The following is an 18,084-nucleotide window of genomic DNA, read 5'->3' as shown; positions in this document are numbered from 1 at the left end:
CCCCGCCCCCGCCTGTCCCCCGCATCCGAGGAGGCTCAGTCAGACATGACGCCCCCCGCACGCATCGACGTCCACCAGCACGTGATCCCACCGGACCGCAGTCGCGCCATCGCCGACCGCGCCGCGGCCCTCGGCTGGCCCGCGCCCGCATGGGACGAGCAGAGTGCGATCGCGATGATGGACCGGCGGTCGATCGCCACCGGTGTCCTGTCGTACGCCGCCCCCCTCGCGGCCCCCGACGACCCCGCCGGCGCCCGGGACGGGGCCCGGAGCGTGAACGAGTTCACCGCCGAGCTGGTCAAGGACCGGCCGGACCGCTTCGGTCACTTCGCCGCACTGCCCCTGCCCGACGTGGACGGCGCGCTCGCCGAAGCCGCGTACGCACTGGACGTACTGCGCGCCGACGGTGTGATGGTCCTGTCCAACGCCCAGGGCCGCTACCTCGGCGACCCGGCGTTCGAGCCGCTGTGGGCGGAACTGGACGCCCGTGCCGCCGTCGTCCTCGTCCACCCCACGGCGCCGCCGGGCACGATGGTTCCGGGCCTGCCCAGCCCGCTGGTCGACTTCCCGTACGACACCGCCCGTACCGCCCTGCACATGGCCGTCAACGGCGTTCCGGGCCGCTACCCCCGGATGAAGCTGATCCTCCCCCACGCCGGCGGCTTTCTGCCGTTCGCCGCCCAGCGGTTCGCCGTCGCCGCCCACCTGCACCCCGGATCCACCCCCGAGAGCCTGCAGAGCGAGCTCCGGCGCTTCTACTTCGACACCGCCCTCTCCGCCGGCCCTGCCGCCCTGCCGTCCCTGCTCGCCTTCGCCGCGCCCGAACACGTGCTGTACGGCAGTGACTTCCCCATGCTCCCCGAGGACTGGAGTACGGGCTTCGACACCGGCCTGGACGAGTACCAGCACTGGCAGGACGGACAACTGCACGCCATCAACCGCGGCAACGCCGAACTGCTCATCCCCCGCCTCGCCCAGATCTGACGGGCTCGGAGTCAGACCGGGTACCGGCGGGCCGAGTGGGTCCCGTACCCCGCCACCGCCCTGAAGGTAAGTGGCTCGTCGGCGGGGCCGGTTGGCGAGTGCCGTCCCGCGCCTGGCAGGGTCGGGCAGCATGGCGCGTGGCCGGGGCCGCGCGGACCGCCTTGGCTTCGGGGACGACATCCCGGTCACCGAGGCCTGACGGCGGGCCTGCCTCCAACGAACCCCGGCAGAGGACGCCACCATCCGCCGACCGGGAACCCTTTTGATCACCTTTGGCGTCTCCGTGGGCGTATGTGATCGCCGAGGTGAGGAGAGGCCGACGTGAAGACACGCCGTGCAGTACTGGCTCTGGGGGCGGGGGCGGCGGTGGCCGCCACCCTGCCGGCCGGCGGCGCCCATGCCGCGGGCCCGGGTGTCGTACGGCAGTTGCGGGAACTGGAGCGGGAGCACGCCGCGCGTCTGGGGGTGTACGCGCGGGACACGGCCAGCGGCAGGACGGTGGCGTACCGGGCCGACGAGCCGTTCCCCATGTGCTCGCTGTTCAAGACACTGGCCGCGGCGGCCGTGATGCGGGAGTTCGGCCGGGACGGCGAGTACCTCGCGAAGCGCGTCTTCTACACGCGGGAGGACGTCACGAAGGCGGGCGGGGGTGAGATCACGCAGCAGGAGGCGAACATCGCGCGGGGTCTGACGGTGGCGGAGCTGTGTTCCGCCGCGATCGCCCAGAGCGACAACGCGGCCGGAAACCTGCTGCTCCGTGAGCTGGGCGGGCCCACCGCGATCACCCGGCTCTGCCGTTCCCTGGGCGACCCTACGACGCGGCTGGACCGGTGGGAGCCGAAGCTGAACTCGGCCGAGCCCGCGCGGGTCACGGACACCACCAGCCCGCGCGCCATCGGGCGGACGTACGCACGGCTCGTGCTGGGCAACTCGCTCGCCCCTCGGCACCGAGAGCTGCTGACGGGGTGGATGCTGGCCAACACGACCAGTGGGGAGCGGTTCCGGAAGGGTCTTCCCAAGGATTGGGCCATCGCGGACAAGACCGGCGCGGGGTCGTACGGGACCAACAACAACGCGGGGATCGCCTGGCCGCCGGGGCGGCCGCCGATCGTCCTGTCGGTGCTCACCACCAAGGCGGAGCCGGCCGCGCCGCGTGACAACGAGCTGGTGGCCAGGGCCGCGCGGCTGTTGGCGGACGCGTTGGGCTGACGGGGCGGGCTGACGGGGCGGGCGCACCCGCGGCCCGGCGCCTCGGGCCACGCGACCGCCCTGCTCCAGGCCACGGCACCGGCACCGGCCGTACTGCGTCCCGCTCATCGGCGGAACGGCTCCCGGCAGGTTGCCCGGGACCGGCGGTCAGTCGGCTGCGACGGTCCTCCATCGTTCTCGGTGCGCCCGCGCCGCGACGTCCGAGTCAGGCCCAGGGGTCGTCGCAGAGGACACCCGGCTCGGCGTTGTTCAGCATCTGGTCGAGGGTACGAGCGAGCCCCTTCTCATCGACGTGTGCGAGCCACGGAACGCCATCGAGGACGCCGGCCAGGTCATCCGTGACCAAAGCATCGAGCGCCGTGCGCAGTTCGTCCGGGACCGGGTCGTCCACGAGGCAGAGCCAGGCGAGCGCGGCGGTCACACGGACGTCCGCGGGCTGCGCGGGATCAACCCACAGGGCATGGGCCCAGGCGGCGGTCCGGGGCTCGGCGTGCTCACGGCCGAGTTCCGCGACGGCCAGCACGAGGCTCGCGCGGACCACGGCGGTCTGTTCCGTGGCGAGGCGGGAACGAAGGGCTTCCGTGATGCGCCCGGCCTCGCCCGAGGCAGTGGCCAGGGCGTAGCAGGCGGAGGCGCGGACCCCGGGGTCCGGGTCGTGGAGAAGCGGGAGAAGCAGGTCGACGTCGGCGGTGACCGCGTGGCGTGACGCCTCGATGGACCAGTTCATCGCGTAGCCGCCGCAGTCGCAGAGCGACTCCTGCGTGGCCACCTTGAGGAAGGTGTCGCGAGTGCCGTATCCCCAGTGCTCTCGTCGGGCCGCCGCGGCGGCCAGGTCGAGCATGCGTGCGCGGTGATGCACCGACGGGTCGGCAGCGAGGCGCACGAGGAACGGCACGGTCAGCGGTGCCACGGAGCCAACCGTGCCCTGGTGGACCACGCTGCCCCACAGCTGCCCCAGCGCCTGCCCGGCCGGCTCGGCGTCCGGGGAACGCAATCGAGCCAGTAGCTCAGGTACGTCGTCACCCGACCCGTGGGCATGCCCGAAGCGGCTCCAGGGCACCTCCCCGAACCGGAACCCGTCCTTGACGTCCTTCGGCATCGCAGCGATCACCGCACGCACGTCGAGCGGGGTTCCCTCGTACGGCTCGAATCCGTGTATGCGTACCTGCTCGTGATCAAACACAGGCTGCCCCTTCATGCCGGTCAGGTGCGATCTGTTGGGCAACAGACCTAGTCATCAGTGATGGGGTACATGGAGGCATAGGGATTGGGTTCGCCGGTTTGCGGGTCCAGCCCGGCCACAAGCCGTCGCCGTTGCACGCGCCGGCTGACGAAGGTGTCCGTCCGCTTCCAGAGGGACGCATCGCCGAGCGGGCAGGCGTCGAACCGCCCCAGCATCATGCGGGTGATGAACTGGACCATGCCGCAGTCGAACAAGGCCCACGGTGGTTCGCCGCACGAGTGGTGCCGACGCCAGGCTATGACGGGCCACTTGTCCGGATCGGGGTCGTTCATGAGCCAGGCCATCTCGTTGGCATTCATCCCGGAGCCCCAGGGCAGAACGGCCTCTGCACCAAGCGTCACGCCCGGGACGCGTGCGTCCTCGTCCCAGAGCCGGCGCAGGCCGACCGTCATGCTTCCGATGTGGCACGTTTCCCACCCGCGCACATCACTCGGGAGCGGAGGCAGAATGACGAGTTCTCCGATATCGCCCACGCCGTACGTATCCAGCAGAGCCTTGTAGTCACTCGGCAGCTTGGTGCCCAGCGCAACTTCGGCCGCGTTCCAGTCCATTCGCTCGCCGCCCGCCAAGTCTGCCGGCACAAGATCGAGCAATACGGCCACGTCAGGATGAATGCCCATGGCGGGGGTCCCCCTTGAGTAGGTGCTCAGTAACCCTAGTCGTGAGGTCTGACACCGTTGCTCGGGGTGGCCAGGTGGGCGGCGCCCCGAACCTGGTCGGCATCCGGGACTCACCCGCCTGCACGCTGCTCGTGCCGCTTGAGCCGGCACGAGCAGCGGAGGCGCGAGGTCACGTCACCCGACGGCGGTCCCCTCGACCTCGACCATCAGGGTGGGGATCGCCAGCCGTGTCACCCCGAGCATCGTGGTGGTCGGCGCCACCCCGGCGGCGCCCAACCGCGACGCCAGCACGCCGTAGTGCTGGAAGAGCAGATCGACGTCGGTGGTGTAGACGTTGAGCCGGACGAGGTTCGACAGGGACATGCCGGCCTCGCCGAGAACGGCCTCCAGGTTGTCGAGGCTCAGCGTCAACTGCGCCGCCATGTCACCGTCGTGCTGGGGCTTGCCGTCGCTGCTCATCGCGGTCTGCCCCGAGATGTACAGGGTCCGTGTGTGCCCGGAGACGATCTCGCCCTGGTTGTACCCCAACTCCTTCGACCAGGTCCACGGGTTGACCGTCGTGCGTTCCACAGCCACTTGAGCTCCATTCGATTCATCGACAGTTCGTACGTCCATCGGCGCGGTAGCCGCCTCTTCGACGTCGTGTTGATGAGCCTTCCAGCAAATCACGACATCCTGTGTCGCGTATTTCTGTAAGGTTTTCGCATGCGCGCCGACCGGTTGGTCTCCCTGGTCCTGCTGCTCCGGCAGCACGGCCGGCTCTCCGCGACCGCGCTGGCCCACGAGCTGGAGGTGTCCACTCGCACCGTCCTGCGCGACATCGAGGCGCTGTCCGCGGCCGGCGTCCCGGTCTACGCCGAACGCGGCAGGCACGGCGGTTTCGCGTTGCTGCCCGGTTTCCAGACCGAGCTCACCGGCCTGAACCACGACGAGGCGCTCGCCCTGCTGGTCGCCGGATCACGGCGCGGCGCGCAGGTGTTCGGCCTCGGCTCGGCGCTCGCTTCGGCCATGCGCAAGGTGGTCGACGCGCTGCCCGAGAGCTATCGGGCCACCGCGGCCGGTGCGACTCAGCGATTGCTCATCGACCCGGAGACCGACCTCCTCTCGCGTCGACTGGTTGCGGAGGAGGTGCCCGACGCCATCGTGGCCGAGGTCCTTCGCGCGGTGTTCGCCGGACACAAGCTGCGCATCCACTACGCGGCCGTGGACCAGACCCCGAAGTGGCGCACGGTGGACCCGATCGGCCTGGTCACCGTGCGCGAGCAGGTCTACTTGCTGGCCACACGGTCCGGCGCGGACCGCACCTACCGGCTGTCCCGGGTGATGGCCGCCGAGGAACTCGACGAACCCGCACAGCGACCGGACCGGGTCGATCTGGACCGGGCCTGGCAGGAACGCAGCAGCCGGTTTCGGACCGGCGGCGACGACCAGGTCGCCGTGCTGGTACGGGTGGATCCGGCGCGGCGGGAGGACCTGGTGGGCACCGCGCTGGCCGTCCTCGCCGAGGAACCCGAGGCAGACGGCCGGCTGCGGCTGGAGGTGACCTTCCAGGATTCGAGGCACGCCGAATGGGCGCTGTGGCAGGTCGCCACGAGCACGGAAGTCCTGGCCCCGCAGGAGTTGCGCACCTCCCTGCGCAACCGCGCCGCCGAGATCGCCACCCGCTATGGAGCGTCGTCCTGAGCGTTGACGCCTCCAGTCCCGTGGCTCGGCCCGCGAGCCGGCGGTAGCCTCGGCGCTCGCCGAACCGTGGAAAGGCAGGCCATGATCATCATTGCCGGAGAAGCCCTGATCGACCTCGTGCCGTTGGGCGGTGGCGAGCTCAGCGCGCTGCAGCCCAGACGCGGCGGCGGCCCGTACAACACCGCCCTCGCCCTGGCCCGCCTCGGCTCGCCCACCGCGTTCTGCTCCCGAGTGTCCACCGACCACTTCGGGCAGGCGCTCCTGGACGCGCTGGCCGCCGACGGGGTCGACCTCTCACTGGTGCAGCGCGGCCCCGAGCCCACCACGCTGGCGGTGGCGCATCTCGACGAGAGCGGCTCGGCCTCGTACGGCTTCTATACGGAAGGCACCGCCGACCGGCTCTTCGAACTGCCGGACGCCCTGCCCCCGCAGGTACGGGCCGTGTCGTTCGGGACCTGCTCGCTGGTGCTCGAACCGGGGGCCGGCGCCTACGAGAAGCTGCTGCACCGGGCGTACGGGGACGGGCTGTTCACCGCGCTCGACCCGAACATCCGGACCGGGCTCATCGCCGATCCGGAGGCCTACCGCGCCCGCTTCCGGTCCTGGCTTCCGTCGGTGAGCCTGCTGAAGCTCTCCACCGAGGACGCCGAATGGCTGGCGAGCGACACGCCGTTGGAGACGGCACTCGACGCGTGGCGCACGGCCGGACCGCGGGCCATCGTGCTGACCCGCGGCGGCGCGGGACTCACCGTCCTGACCGCCGCGGGAGCGACGTTTTCGGTGCCGGGCCACCCCGTGCAGGTAGCGGACACCATCGGCGCGGGCGACACCGTGAACGCCGCGCTGCTGCACCGACTGGACGCCCACGGCGCCCTGACCGGCGACACGGAGCCGACCGCGGAGGACTGGCAGGACATTCTGACCTTCGCGGCCCGCGCCGCCGCACTCACCTGCGCACGGGCGGGGGCGCAACCGCCGTACGTCGACGAGGTGGCCGAAGCCGAGCGGTCGGCAGACATGGCCTAGACGATGTGGGCGACAAGGGACCGCCCGGGGACGGTGGCTACGGCGTACCGGGAAGCCGGACCGTGACGAGGAGGCCGCCGGCGGGGCGGGGGACGAGGTCGAGGGTTCCGTCGTGGGCGCGGACGATGCTGTGCACGATGGCCAGACCGAGGCCGACTCCGGCGTGCTCGTCGGTGCGTACGCGTTCCGTTCCGCGCTGGAAGGGTTCGGTGAGGGTCGGTACCAGTTCCAGTGGGAGCCGACGGCCCGTGTTCTCGACCCGCAGCACGCTCGTGTCGCCCTGCGCCTCGGTGTGGACCGTCACGGCGCCCCCGGTCGGGAGGTTGTGGACGACGGCGTTCTGGACGAGGTTCGTCACCATCCGCAGCAGGAGCTCTGCGGAGCCGCTGGTCGGGGCCGCCCCGCCGGTGACGTCGAACGTGATCCCGCGCTGTTCCGCGAGGGGAAGCAGCGTTTCGGCGGCTTCTTCGGCGATGAGGGAGAGGTCGACGCCCTCGCGCGCGAAGTTTCCGCCGTCGCCGCGGCTGAGCAGCAGGAGGGCCTCGGTGAGGTCGATCGCCCGCGCGTTGACCTCGTACAGGCGCTCGACGAGTTCGCCCCGGACCCGCGCGGGGTCCTTGCGGGCGACGTCGAGGAGCGCCCGCGAGATCGCCAGCGGGGTGCGCAGTTCGTGGGAGGCGTTCGCAGCGAACCGCTGCTGCTCGGCGACGTGGGATTCGAGCTGTTCGAGCATCGAGTCGAACGCGTCGGAGAGTTCACGGAATTCGTCCTGGCGGCCCTTCATGCGGATCCGGTGGGACAGCGACCGGTTCCCGGCCGTCCTTGCCGCATCCGTGATCCGGGTGAGGGGTGCGAGCATCCGGCCGGCGAGGATCCACCCTCCTACGAGGCCGAGCACCAGCAGGAACGCCAGGACTGCGGCTGCCCTCGGCGCGAAGACGCGCAGGAGGCTGGACCGGATGGGGAAGACGCCGTCGCCGGGGATGCCGGAGGGGACGATGAGCGTCGCCCGCTCGGGGACGTAACGCAGGAGGAACACCCACACCGCCGCGAGCAGCAGGACGCCGGCGAGCATGAGGAATCCGGCGTAGCTGAGGGCGAGCTTGGAGCGAACGCTCAACCCACGCGCTCTAGCCACGGTCCCTTCCCCCGGGTCCGGCCTCTGGTTGCGTGTCGATGCGGTAGCCGACACCGGGAACGGTGGCGATGATCCATGGTTCGCCGAGCCGTTTGCGCAGTGCGGAGACGGTGATGCGCACCGCGTTGGTGAGGGGGTCCACGTTCTCGTCCCAGGCCCGTTCCAGCAGCTCTTCGGCGCTGACGACCCCGCCCTCGGCGGCGACGAGGACTTCCAGCACGGCGAACTGTTTGCGGGTGAGCGCGACGTAGCGTCCGTCGCGGAAGACCTCCCTGCGGAAGGGGTCGAGCCGCAGGCCCGCGATCTCACGGACCGGGGGCCGGGCGTACGCGCGTCTGCGGTCGAGCGCCCTGAGCCGCAGGACGAGCTCCCGCAGCTCGAACGGCTTGGTGAGGTAGTCGTCGGCGCCGAGCTCGAATCCTGAAGCCTTGTCGTCGATCCGGTCGGCGGCGGTGAGCATGAGGATCGGGATGCCGCTGCCGGAGGCGACGATGCGGCGGGCGACCTCGTCGCCGGAGGGGCCGGGGATGTCGCGGTCGAGGACCGCGAGGTCGTAGGAGTTGACGCTGAGCAGTTCCAGGGCGGAGTCGCCGTCGCCGGCGATGTCGGCGGCGATCGCCTCCAGCCGCAGACCGTCACGGACGGCTTCGGCCAGGTAGGGCTCGTCCTCCACGATCAGTACACGCATGTCAGAAGCCTAAGCACCAGGGCATATCGCCGACGTATTCAAAGACGCGTGTGCACGCCGGACACGCGGCTCAGCCTGCCGGTGCCGGCACGGGGCGAGGCCGGTCCGAGGGCGCTTCCGCCGTAGTGCGCCACCAGCGGCGCGACGCCAGCCCGGCCAGCACGGCCCCGGCGGCGTTGACCAGTACGTCGTCCACGGAGGACACCCGGTCCAGCCGCAGGACGTACTGTGCGGTTTCGACCAGGACCGAGCAGCCCGCCCCGAGCGCCAGGACCCGCGGCAAGGACGCAGGCGCCGCGAACCGCATCGGGGCGAAGAACCCCAGCGCCGCGAAGACCAACAGGTTGCCGACGATCCCGAGCGAGCCCATCGTGACCAGGTCCCGCAGCGGTACCAGGCTCACCCGGGCGGGGACGATGCCGGCCCCGCCGCCCGGCATCATGGTCATCCAGACGAACGGCACCGTCCCGTGGACCATGCCCACCTCGGCCAGCGACATCGGCCACGCCGATGTGACGCCGGCGGCACGCCGACGCCGCGCCAGAGCCCACGCCACCAGCACGGCCAACGGCAGCGCGATCAGCGTCATGAGCACCACACCGTTGAAGGTGTCGAAGCAGCCGTGCCACCGCCCTGCCATGCACCTCGGAGCGGACATCATCAGCGGCCCCCGCACGACGAACGCGGCGCTCGCGAGGGCGAGGACCGCCAGGCCGAGGAGCACGATCCTGCGCGTGCGGCGGGGCGGTGCCGGCAGCGGTGCGTTGTGGTTCATGTCCCCATGGGAGACGGAGGGCCGTTGCGGTGGCGTATGCGATTTTCGATACGCCCGCGATATACGTCATACGTCATCCGCCAATCCTCGGCATCACGGAACTGACGATGCTCGGCTACGGCCCCCATCCGCTTGCCAGATGGGCAGGAGGTAGCCTGGCCGCCTACCGGCCACGGGAGGGCATGTGCCTGCGATTCACGAGCGCTACTCGGAGGAGTTGCGGTCCGAGTTCGACTATCTGTCCACCTGGCTGCCCAACTCCCCCATAGAACTGGGCGATGTCGGCCGACTGCACCGGGACAGGTTCGAACGGGTCACCTCTCTCGCCGAGTTGGGCATGCCGTACGAGGAGCGAGTACGCGAGCGGGGCGTGGACCTGGAGTACAGCTCGGCGGCCAGCATCGACATCGCCGAGGTGGGCGCGGCCGCCCCGGCCATGGCGCAGATCAGCGTGTCGTTCACGCGCCGCCACGGGATCGTCTTCCAGGCCAGGGCGTGCCGGATCAGCGAGATCGCCGACCGCGCGGAGCTCGGCAGACGCGTGCTGGAACGGTCGCGTACGGCCGACTGGCCTGCCGGTCAGGTGGTCATCACCGAGGTGGTCACCACGGGCCCGGCGGTGGTGCTCATCTCCCAGCAGCAGGACGCCCGGGTGGACCTCGAAGCGGATCTGACCGCAGTGGCCGGTGTGCTTCCGCTGGCCTCCCTGTCGGTCGGACTCAACGTCATCCGGTCCAAGGGCATCGGCGTGAAGGTGATCGCACCGGACGGCCTCACGCCGCTGTTCCGCGTGTCGGGGGTCCGGCGGCGCCTGCTGGGTGGCGAGGCGTTCGGCAACCGCGGTACCGCGGCTACCCCGCAGGGCGGAGGCGGGGCGGGCGACCACGTCTTCGCGGAACTCACCTACGAAGACCTGGGGGTCTGAGATGGCCGCCGGGCCACAGATCAAGATCTCCAAGGAGCTTGAGCGGACCCTCGGCGAATGCGACGTGCTGCACGGACAGGGCAGGCACGAGGCCGTGCTCGCGAAGCTGAGCGAGCTGGTGTCCGGTGGCACGGAGCTGTCCGAGCCGGCGGACTTCGGCCTGGCCCATTGCCACCTGCGCATGGGGCGGGCCGCCCGGCACCTCGGTCGGCCGGCGGACGCGTGGCGGTGGGCCAAAACCGCGCAGGAGCTGTTCCACCGCTGCCACGACGGCCTGGGCTGCATGCACGGCATCCAGGAGATGTACCGGATCGCCGACGCGCCGGGCGCGTCCCCCGAGAACCCCTTCTCCGTCGCCGGCATGGCCACGCAGCACGCCATGGAACACGGACCGTCCCGCCTGTTCCCGCACTGGATCGCCACCTACACCGAGGGCATGCGCCGCGTCGAGGGACCCGACCGGGTGCCCGAGTACGCGGCCGCCGCCGCACGGTACGCCAGGGAGATCCTCGCCCGGGAACCGGCGGAGCTGGCCAGAACGCTCAACGAACTCAGCCTCACCCTGCACCGGATCGGCGACGACACCGCTGCCCGGTCGCTCTGCGAGGAGGCGGTCGCGCTCGCGCGCACGGGCGGCGTACGGGAGACCGATCTGGGGGTCATGCTCGGCAACCTGGGCAAGCTGCTGGCGATGGCGGGTGAGCCGGAGGCGGAGGCAGTACTGCTCGAAGCCATACGGATCCTGGCGGCGGATCACCCCGAAGCGGGCGGCTACGACGTGTCCGAGTACCTGAACAGCGCGCGCGCCAACCTCGCCGCGTTCCACCAGACGAGCGGCGACCCGGCCACCGCGAGAGGGATCTACCAGGACCTGCTCGGGGCGGGGGCGCAGCCGGCGTCCGTGCTGCACAACTACGCGAGTCTGTCGGAGGACACCGGCGACCTCGCCCGGCAGCGGATGCTGCTCGACCTCGCGCACGACGCGCCCGCGGAGCCCACCGCCGGGCCGGACGATCCCGCCGTTACGTTCCAGCTCCTGGTCATGGAGGCGGAGTCCGAGAGCGCGCTCGGCAACCTCCCTCTGGCCGTCGATCTCATCCTGCGCGCCGCCGAGGTGGAGCGGCACATGCCCGCACGCTCACCGCACCGGGCCGCGGTCGTCACCGTCATGCTCGCCGGCTACGGCCGACCGGTCACCGACGAGCAGCTCGCCGAAGCGCTGGCGGCGGCGGCCGCCGACCCCGACTGCGCACCCGGTCTGCTGCGTTCGATGTGGGGCGCGGTCGGAGCGTACCGCCTCGGCCAGGGGCGAGCCGCCGACGCGATGGCATGCCTCAGGACTGCCGTCGAGGGCCTCGATCCGCGCGAGGCTGACGCACGGGTACTCAAGACCTTCACCCTGCTGGCCGCCGCCCACGAGGCCCTCGGCGAGCCGGACCAGGCCGAGCAGTTGTACCGGCTGGTGGCCGCGCGCCTGCGGGAGCGGACGGACGCCCCGCCGCGGAGCGTGGCCGAACCCCTGTTCCTCCTCGGACGGCTGTGCCTCAGGACAGGACGGTCCGTAGCCGCAGCCACGTACTTGCAGGAGCACCTCGACATCGAGGACATCCACCTCCTCAAGGTCTTCGGATCATCCTCCGAGGAGCAACGCCTCGCCTTCGCCCGCATGTTGCAGGCCGACCTCGACCGCCTGCTCCCCGAGCTGCTGGTCACCAGCGACTACGACCCGGCGCCCCAGCTGGTGGAGGTACTGGCGAACGCGGTGCTGCGGAGGAAGGCGATCGTCGCCGAGGCCGTCGCCCGCGACCGCACCATGCTGACGAACGGCCCGGACGAGCGGATCGCGGCCATAGCCGACGAACTGACCGTCATACGCCACGAGTTGCAACACCTGGCGCTCAACAGCCCGGACCCACAACGAGAGGCCGGGCTGAGGGACCGCCGGCGCCGCCTGGAGATGCTGCTGACCGACCGGCTCTCCCGGACCGACACCGGCGAAGCACCGACCCTGCCGACCTGGCAGGCGGTCGCGGCGGCGCTGCCCCCGGACACCGCGCTCGTCGAGTACCACCAGATGACACTGGACGAGGACGACGCGGTGTGCCTGAGCCTCGTACTCACCGCCCAGTCACCGCCACGCCTCTTCCTGCACGACGTCACCAGCAATCTCGACAAAGCCATCGATCTCTGGCGGGACCTCCTGATCCGCGGCGACATCCGGGAGCCCGCCCTGGGCGCGGAGCTGCACCGGGTCCTCATCGACCGGATCGCCCCCGCGCTCACGGGCATCACCAAGCTGCTCATCTCCCCGGACAGCGGCTTCGGCCGCCTCCCCTTCGCCGCGCTTCCCTCGGGCGACGGCACCCGCCTGATCGACACGTACGAGATCGGGCTGGTCACCACCGGCCGGGACCTGCTCCGCGGCCGCTCCCACCACCGCCCGTCGCCTCCCGTGGTGTTCGCCGACCCCGACTACGACGCCGGCCGCACCGGCGACGGCCCCGCGCTGTTCGAGCCGCTGCCCCATGCCCGCGACGAGGGGCGGTGGATCGCCGAGCGCATCGGCGCCGACCTGTGGACCGGGCCGGAGGCGACGGAATCACGCCTCCGGACGGTGCGGGCGCCGCTGGTGCTGCATTTGGCCACCCACGGGTACGCGTCACACGAACCGCTGCGTCCCGGCGGCCACCCGCCGACGGACGGCCCGCCACCGGAGCCCGCCCCGGAGACGGACCCGATGCTGTGCTCCGGCCTCGCACTCGCCGGCGCGAACACCTGGCTGGTCGCGCAGCAGCCCGTGGAATCCGCCGGGGACGGCATCCTCACCGCCGCAGACGTCTACGACCTCGACCTGCTCGGCACCGAGATGGTGGTGCTGTCGGCATGCGGCACCGGCCTCGGCCGGTACCAGCCGGGAGAGGGCGTCTTCGGCCTCCGCCGCGCGTTCGAGATCACCGGGGCCAGATCCGTACTCGTCAGCCTCTGGGACGTCCCCAGCGCCCCGACCGCCCTGCTGATGCGCGAGTTCTACCGCGCGTTGCTGCGCGGCCGGCCGCGCACCGCGGCCCTGCGCAGCGCCCAGCAGGCCGTCCGCCGCCGCTACCCGGAGCCGGTCGCGTGGGCACCGTTCGCCCTCTTCGGCGATCCGGCGCCCATCCCCTGGTGACGCCGCTGACCGTTGTACTCCCGGGCGGTGGCTCAGTGGCCGTCGCGGCGCCGCTCGTATCGCCACACCGCGTCGAGTTCGTATTCGTGCGGGGTGCCGGGCGGCGCGGGCGGAAGGCGGCGCGCCCCTTCCACGCACCGCTCGTCGTCGTGGAGGGCGAGCCCGTACACGGCGACGACCCGGACCCGGCGGTCCGCGTCGTCCAGCAGAGCGGCCATGGCATCGGTGAAGACGGGATCGCGGTCCCTGCCCTCGGCAACCGCCAGGCAGGCGCTCCGTCGCACCACTGTGTCCGTGTCCGTCATCAGTACCAACAGCGCCGCACGAGCACTGGCAGAGAAGGCAGGCAGCTCGGGCCATGTGCCGAGCCCTCGCGCCACCGCGCACCGTAGCCGGGCGTCGGGGTGGCCGGCGTAGGGCAGGAGGGCCGCGTCGGCGCGCGGATCGCCGTGCTCTCCGAGAGCGACCAGCACTTCGGCGAGCACGGCGAGGTCCTCTTCCTCGGTCGACCAGTCGGTGAAGAGGTCCAGGGCGGGGCCGGCGAACGCGTCCTCGTCACTGTCGTCGAAGAGGTGGGTCAGCCGTAGCAACTCGGCGCCGAACAGCCGGTGGGCCGCCTCCGGATGCGTGCGCAGGGCCGCGGCAGCCGCCCAGGTCTCCTGGTCGCGACGGTGGGCCAGCAGGATGGTGGCACGTCCCCATGCGGGGTGGTCCGGGTCGTGGGCCAGCGCGCGTGCCGTCAGCTCCTCGAAGGAGGTGCGGATGCGGAGCAGTTCCTCCAGGTCCGTGAGAATCGCCGCGTGTCCCTCGCGAACGGTCATCCCCCCGAGGACGTACTCGTCGACGCTGCAGTACTCGTCGTCCTGGACCCGGGTGCGGACGAGGCCGTCCTGGCAACCCGTGCGGCGCCGCATTTCGGTGTCGACGCCCGTCTCGTACCAGTGGCGCGCGAGATCCCGCATCTCCAGGAGCTCGGACTCGCCGTACCTGCCCCGGATCCTGCTGTCCAGGAGCGCCTCGACCAGCGCGGGCGAGCCCGAATCGACCGCTGCGCGCAGCGGCAGCAGCTCGTCCGGTCCGCACTGGCCGGGATCTGCACCGTACTGGAGCAGCAGCTGGGCGATGTCCCCGGCGTACATCCGGACCGCGAGACAGAACGCGACGTCCCGCGCATCGTGATCGCCGTCCTCCCGGAGAAGGCTCTCGACCAGGGCGGTGTCTCCGGTCCGCACCGCGGACATCAGGGCGGGCTCGCCGCCCGCCGAACCGCTCGCACCCTCGCCAACGCCCATGACTCTGCTCCCCCGTCGCGTTCTCGCAGCTCAGTGTAGGTCTGCCGAGCCGGCCCGATGGGATCATGCGGAGGACGTCCTCCCCGAACCACGCGATGACCTGGTGCGGAAACTGCGTGGCTGTTGAGTTCCCGGCGCCGGTATCGTCCGGTCTCAGACCAGCCGCATCAGCGGCCTCCCGCGTTCAGAGAGCGATTCACATGACCAGCCGGCGCGCAACGACGACCCTATGGCGCCCCACCGGCCCCGAGGAGCTGGACCTGGTCCGCGAGCTGAACTGGCGTGCTTGGCCGCCTCGGCTCCCCGAGCAGCCGATCTTCTACCCCGTCCTCAACGAGGACTACGCGATCAAGATCGCGAGGGACTGGAACGTCAAGCACAGCGGTGTCGGCTTCGTTACCCGCTTCGAGGTCGAGTCGGAGTTCTTGAGCCGCTACCCCGTCCAGCAGGTCGGGGGGCGGACGATCCTCGAGCTGTGGGTTCCTGCTGAGGAGCTGGACGACTTCAACGCTCACATCGTCGGCGCGATCGAGGTGGTCCACGAGTTCCGCTGAGGCAGAGCGGCTTATCCACGGGGGCACGGTGTCGGTGCTGCCGCTCGTTATGGGCCTTGCTTGACCTTGACGCGGCGGCAGGGTTTCTCCTGAGAAAACCGCCGACTCTCCAGCCTCCATCCCTGGCCTGCCGGTCACGACGCCGGTCAACGGCCCCTTGGTGCTCGCGGCAAGGGGCCGGGGCGGGTCAGGGGAGGTGGGCATCCAGGTGTGGCGCGAAGCGGCGGAGCGCGGAGTCCGTCTGTTCACGCTGCCGCTTCTTCCCGGTGCCGAACTGCGGCGGCAGCCGGATCACGACGCGGTGCGGGGTCCTCGGGCGCACCCCCCACTCCCGGCCCGGAAGTTCCGCGCCGTGGCGCAGGCGGAGGTGGAGGGCGTAGTTCTGTCCGTCCACGAAGGTGAGCTCGGCGATGTCGGCCCACCGGACGACCGTCCGAGCGGGGAAGCCGGGCAGCAACCGCGGACTGCGGACGGCGATGCCGTAGCTTGCAGCGAGGCCAGTTGCCGTCGTACCGCCTCGTCGAACTCGGCGTCGACGCCCTGCGGCCGGGTGACCGAGGCCGGCAGGTGTCTAAGGTCGCGTCCATGACGAGGACCACTCCCCCGCGCCCGCTCGATGTTGAGGCACTCTTCCCGGAACTGGCCCTGTACCGGGGCACGACGACGCGGCTCCACCCGCGGCCGGGCAGCCCGGAGGTGTCGGCCAGCTCCGTCGGCGGTCCCATGCTGTGGCCGGCCGACGAGCCCTGGCCGGTGTGCAGCGAGGCTCACGGCCGCGGGCAGGGGCGCAAGCCGGCCGACATCCGCCGGCACCGGCGGGTTCTGGCCGCCGTATGGAACCGCGAGGAAGACCCGGGTCCGACGGACGAGGAGCGCGGTCTCCTGGAAGCGTTGAGCCGGGAGCACCGGCTGCCAGGGGTGTCCGAGACGGATGTGCTGCCCTTGATCGGCGTCGCGCAGCTGTACCGGCGGGATGTCCCCGATCTGGCGGCCGGGCCGGACGACTGTGATCTGCTCCAGGTGTTCTGGTGCCCTTTCAACGCGCACGGCCCGAGCCGTTACGACCTGGATCTGCACGTCCGCTGGCGGCGCTCCTGGGAGGTCGGCGAGGTGCCGGCTTCGCCGCCGGAGCCGTTGGTCGTTGGGGCGGCGAGGTTCGTGCCGGAGCCCTGCGTGCTGTACCCGGAGCAGGTGGTCACCTACCCGTTCGCCGGTCTGCTGCCCAAGGAGCTGTGCGCCCGGATCGACGCCTGGGAGGAGGAGGCCGCTGAAGACTCGGCCGAGCCCGTCGCCTACCAGTACGACCTGTCCATCCCGCCCGGCTGGCGTGTGGGCGGCTTCGCCTCCTGGCACGCGACCGACCCGTACCCCATGGACTGCCCGGCCTGCAGGACACCGATGCGCCTGCTGCTGACCATCGACAGCTCCGAGTGGGACGGCGGAAGCGGCAGTTGGAGGCCGTGGGAGGACCGGCGCCGGCCCACATACGGTGCCGCTACCCCCACCGAGATCATCGTGGGCCGCTTCGGCGAGCTCAACCTCTTCGCCTGTCCCACCGATCCCGGGCATCCGCACCGCTGGAGCATCCAGTAGCTGCTCGACGTATCCGTTGGCTGATGCCCAGCAGGATCAGACTCTTGCTTCACTGAGCTTCTTCGATGTGGCCACCGATCGGGTGACGGTCCGTGAAGCGAAACGAGCGAGGCCCCCGGGCTGTTGATCGAGATGTCTGACGTCTGAATTACGTTGATTTAGCGTCTTACGGACTCCCCAACCGGAACGGGCCACTTCCCCCGTTCCGGTTGGGGAGTTCTCGTGTGACAGGCGGCTGATTTCGCCCCGATGGCGCTAACGTCGTGCGCGGCTCCGGTGTCTTTGAGCGGTGACACCGCTCGGCCGGCCCGGGCCTGCTCCTACGTACGTGTTCCGCACCTAGAACCGACGACGCAAGGGGAATCGATTCCATGACCGTCACAGCAGCACACCGCACCATGTCACCGCGTCGCTCCGCCGCCCGCGCGGCGGCCGTGGCGGCCCTGTCCGCCGCCGCGCTCCTCGGCGGCGGTCTCACGGCCCAGGCCGCCGCACCCGCCCGCACGACGGGCGCGGCCGTGGAGCTCGCGCCGGCCGGTGCGCTCGCCACCCAGTGCTACTACAAGGTCAACGCCAGCGGCGGTCTGCTGATCCGCAGCGGTCCCGGCACCGGCTACTCGGTCGTCGGCTCCTACGCCAACGGCTCCACGATCCTCGCGTCGGCGTCCACCACCAACGGTTTCCGCAAGGTGGGCACCAACCGCTGGGTCTCCTCGGCGTACACCGTCCGCATCGTCAACCTTCCCTGCGAGTAAATCCCTCCAGCGGCCGGCGGCCTGTCCGCTGCCTCCGACCGGCCTCCGAATTCATCACTGAGCTTCTTCAGCGTTGCAGCTCCAGTGTGAGGACGGCCTTGGCGATTGACGTCATGCGGTTGGGACTGCATCGGGACCTGCGGAAGATCCGCCAGGACTTCAGGCGGGCGACGCCGCGTTCGACGGGTGCCCGTGTGGCGGCCAGGGCACGGTTGCGGGTCTTCTCAGTGGGGGTCAGTTCCTGCAGGGGCCTGCGTTTGATGCCCGTGGTCAGCCACGGACCGGCGCCCTGGTAGGCGAGATCGGCCACGATGGGAACGCCCTGGCGCTCGCAGATGCGGATGATCCGGTGGGTGCGGGCGGCGGTCAGGTCGTGAGTGCGGCCCGGCAGGGCGGGCGAGAGCCACAGCAGCCGGCCGCCGGGATCGGTGAC

General features: G+C 71.0%; 18 protein-coding genes. 9 read left to right on the top strand and 9 right to left on the bottom strand.

The window, feature by feature from the left end; genetic code table 11:
* Positions 1-45: 45 nt before the first annotated feature.
* Both ACFWBN_RS08290 and bla read left to right on the top strand, forming a co-directional pair.
* Complete coding sequence (locus ACFWBN_RS08290; RefSeq protein ID WP_385172487.1) at positions 46-984, top strand: amidohydrolase family protein; 939 nt, start codon at positions 46-48, stop codon at positions 982-984.
* Positions 985-1,305: 321 nt separating this feature from the next.
* Entirely contained in the window at positions 1,306-2,193 is an 888-nt protein-coding gene (gene bla, locus ACFWBN_RS08285) for a class A beta-lactamase (protein WP_385172484.1), read from the top strand.
* A gap of 205 nt (positions 2,194-2,398) precedes the next feature.
* Here bla and ACFWBN_RS08280 read toward each other — a convergent pair whose 3' ends face one another.
* From ACFWBN_RS08280 to ACFWBN_RS08270, 3 genes are all read right to left on the bottom strand, one after another.
* Complete coding sequence (locus ACFWBN_RS08280) at positions 2,399-3,376, bottom strand: hypothetical protein (protein ID WP_385172482.1); 978 nt, start codon at positions 3,374-3,376, stop codon at positions 2,399-2,401.
* 47 nt (positions 3,377-3,423) lie between these two features.
* Positions 3,424-4,056 (bottom strand): hypothetical protein, encoded by a 633-nt coding sequence (locus ACFWBN_RS08275; protein ID WP_385172479.1) that lies wholly within the window; start codon positions 4,054-4,056, stop codon positions 3,424-3,426.
* A gap of 174 nt (positions 4,057-4,230) precedes the next feature.
* Positions 4,231-4,626, bottom strand: a complete 396-nt coding sequence (locus ACFWBN_RS08270; protein ID WP_385173079.1) for a RidA family protein — start codon at positions 4,624-4,626, stop codon at positions 4,231-4,233.
* Between the two features lie 135 nt (positions 4,627-4,761).
* Between ACFWBN_RS08270 and ACFWBN_RS08265 the strand changes: the two genes are divergently transcribed.
* Both ACFWBN_RS08265 and ACFWBN_RS08260 read left to right on the top strand, forming a co-directional pair.
* Positions 4,762-5,739, top strand: coding sequence for a helix-turn-helix transcriptional regulator (locus tag ACFWBN_RS08265; protein ID WP_385172476.1), 978 nt, complete (start codon positions 4,762-4,764; stop codon positions 5,737-5,739).
* Between the two features lie 81 nt (positions 5,740-5,820).
* On the top strand, positions 5,821-6,765 hold the full coding sequence (locus ACFWBN_RS08260) for a carbohydrate kinase (protein ID WP_385172472.1): 945 nt from the start codon (positions 5,821-5,823) through the stop codon (positions 6,763-6,765).
* A 37-nt stretch (positions 6,766-6,802) separates the two neighbouring features.
* Here ACFWBN_RS08260 and ACFWBN_RS08255 read toward each other — a convergent pair whose 3' ends face one another.
* The 3 genes from ACFWBN_RS08255 to ACFWBN_RS08245 form a co-directional block, all read right to left on the bottom strand.
* The gene (locus ACFWBN_RS08255) at positions 6,803-7,885 is read right to left on the bottom strand and encodes a sensor histidine kinase (protein WP_385172469.1); all 1,083 of its coding nucleotides are present in this window, start codon (positions 7,883-7,885) and stop codon (positions 6,803-6,805) included.
* Between the two features lie 10 nt (positions 7,886-7,895).
* A complete protein-coding gene (locus ACFWBN_RS08250; RefSeq protein WP_385172465.1) occupies positions 7,896-8,591 on the bottom strand; it encodes a response regulator transcription factor in 696 nt (231 codons plus the stop codon).
* Positions 8,592-8,661: 70 nt separating this feature from the next.
* Positions 8,662-9,366: a VanZ family protein gene (locus tag ACFWBN_RS08245; protein ID WP_385172462.1), complete on the bottom strand. Its 705-nt coding sequence runs from the start codon at positions 9,364-9,366 to the stop codon at positions 8,662-8,664.
* Between the two features lie 184 nt (positions 9,367-9,550).
* Here ACFWBN_RS08245 and ACFWBN_RS08240 point away from each other — a divergent pair, with 184 nt between their 5' ends.
* Together ACFWBN_RS08240 and ACFWBN_RS08235 are read left to right on the top strand one after the other, a co-directional pair.
* The gene (locus ACFWBN_RS08240; RefSeq protein WP_385172459.1) at positions 9,551-10,291 is read left to right on the top strand and encodes a hypothetical protein; all 741 of its coding nucleotides are present in this window, start codon (positions 9,551-9,553) and stop codon (positions 10,289-10,291) included.
* A gap of 1 nt (position 10,292) precedes the next feature.
* On the top strand, positions 10,293-13,457 hold the full coding sequence (locus ACFWBN_RS08235) for a CHAT domain-containing protein (RefSeq protein ID WP_385172456.1): 3,165 nt from the start codon (positions 10,293-10,295) through the stop codon (positions 13,455-13,457).
* A 32-nt stretch (positions 13,458-13,489) separates the two neighbouring features.
* Here the strand turns inward: ACFWBN_RS08235 and ACFWBN_RS08230 are convergent, their stop codons facing one another.
* Entirely contained in the window at positions 13,490-14,749 is a 1,260-nt protein-coding gene (locus tag ACFWBN_RS08230) for a HEAT repeat domain-containing protein (RefSeq protein WP_385172453.1), read from the bottom strand.
* Between the two features lie 200 nt (positions 14,750-14,949).
* On the opposite strand from ACFWBN_RS08230, the gene ACFWBN_RS08225 reads away from it, so the two are divergent.
* On the top strand, positions 14,950-15,303 hold the full coding sequence (locus ACFWBN_RS08225) for a hypothetical protein (RefSeq protein ID WP_385172450.1): 354 nt from the start codon (positions 14,950-14,952) through the stop codon (positions 15,301-15,303).
* Positions 15,304-15,490: 187 nt separating this feature from the next.
* Here ACFWBN_RS08225 and ACFWBN_RS08220 read toward each other — a convergent pair whose 3' ends face one another.
* Positions 15,491-15,760 carry a hypothetical protein gene (locus tag ACFWBN_RS08220; RefSeq protein ID WP_385172447.1) on the bottom strand — a complete coding sequence of 90 codons (270 nt, stop codon included), beginning with the start codon at positions 15,758-15,760 and terminating at the stop codon, positions 15,491-15,493.
* A gap of 128 nt (positions 15,761-15,888) precedes the next feature.
* Here ACFWBN_RS08220 and ACFWBN_RS08215 point away from each other — a divergent pair, with 128 nt between their 5' ends.
* Both ACFWBN_RS08215 and ACFWBN_RS08210 read left to right on the top strand, forming a co-directional pair.
* A complete protein-coding gene (locus tag ACFWBN_RS08215) occupies positions 15,889-16,896 on the top strand; it encodes a hypothetical protein (RefSeq protein WP_385172445.1) in 1,008 nt (335 codons plus the stop codon).
* 371 nt (positions 16,897-17,267) lie between these two features.
* On the top strand, positions 17,268-17,651 hold the full coding sequence (locus ACFWBN_RS08210) for an SH3 domain-containing protein (RefSeq protein ID WP_385172442.1): 384 nt from the start codon (positions 17,268-17,270) through the stop codon (positions 17,649-17,651).
* 67 nt (positions 17,652-17,718) lie between these two features.
* Here the strand turns inward: ACFWBN_RS08210 and ACFWBN_RS08205 are convergent.
* Positions 17,719-18,084, bottom strand: a 366-nt coding sequence (locus ACFWBN_RS08205) for a transposase family protein (RefSeq protein WP_385172439.1), incomplete at its 5' end; no start/stop codon positions are given.

Source organism: Streptomyces sp. NPDC059989, from assembly GCF_042736975.1.
Lineage (GTDB): Bacteria > Actinomycetota > Actinomycetes > Streptomycetales > Streptomycetaceae > Streptomyces.
The sequence above is the reverse complement of the archived record's forward strand: the minus strand, read 5'-3'. Positions and strand labels throughout refer to the sequence as shown.

Coding starts and splice junctions, on each gene's coding strand:
- ACFWBN_RS08290 (WP_385172487.1), top strand. CDS start 46: ATGACGCCCCCCGCACGCATCGACGTCCACCAGCACGTGATCCCACCG.
- ACFWBN_RS08275 (WP_385172479.1), bottom strand. CDS start 4,056: ATGGGCATTCATCCTGACGTGGCCGTATTGCTCGATCTTGTGCCGGCA.
- ACFWBN_RS08265 (WP_385172476.1), top strand. CDS start 4,762: ATGCGCGCCGACCGGTTGGTCTCCCTGGTCCTGCTGCTCCGGCAGCAC.
- ACFWBN_RS08260 (WP_385172472.1), top strand. CDS start 5,821: ATGATCATCATTGCCGGAGAAGCCCTGATCGACCTCGTGCCGTTGGGC.
- ACFWBN_RS08250 (WP_385172465.1), bottom strand. CDS start 8,591: ATGCGTGTACTGATCGTGGAGGACGAGCCCTACCTGGCCGAAGCCGTC.
- ACFWBN_RS08245 (WP_385172462.1), bottom strand. CDS start 9,366: ATGAACCACAACGCACCGCTGCCGGCACCGCCCCGCCGCACGCGCAGG.
- ACFWBN_RS08235 (WP_385172456.1), top strand. CDS start 10,293: ATGGCCGCCGGGCCACAGATCAAGATCTCCAAGGAGCTTGAGCGGACC.
- ACFWBN_RS08230 (WP_385172453.1), bottom strand. CDS start 14,749: ATGGGCGTTGGCGAGGGTGCGAGCGGTTCGGCGGGCGGCGAGCCCGCC.
- ACFWBN_RS08225 (WP_385172450.1), top strand. CDS start 14,950: ATGACCAGCCGGCGCGCAACGACGACCCTATGGCGCCCCACCGGCCCC.
- ACFWBN_RS08215 (WP_385172445.1), top strand. CDS start 15,889: ATGACGAGGACCACTCCCCCGCGCCCGCTCGATGTTGAGGCACTCTTC.
- ACFWBN_RS08210 (WP_385172442.1), top strand. CDS start 17,268: ATGACCGTCACAGCAGCACACCGCACCATGTCACCGCGTCGCTCCGCC.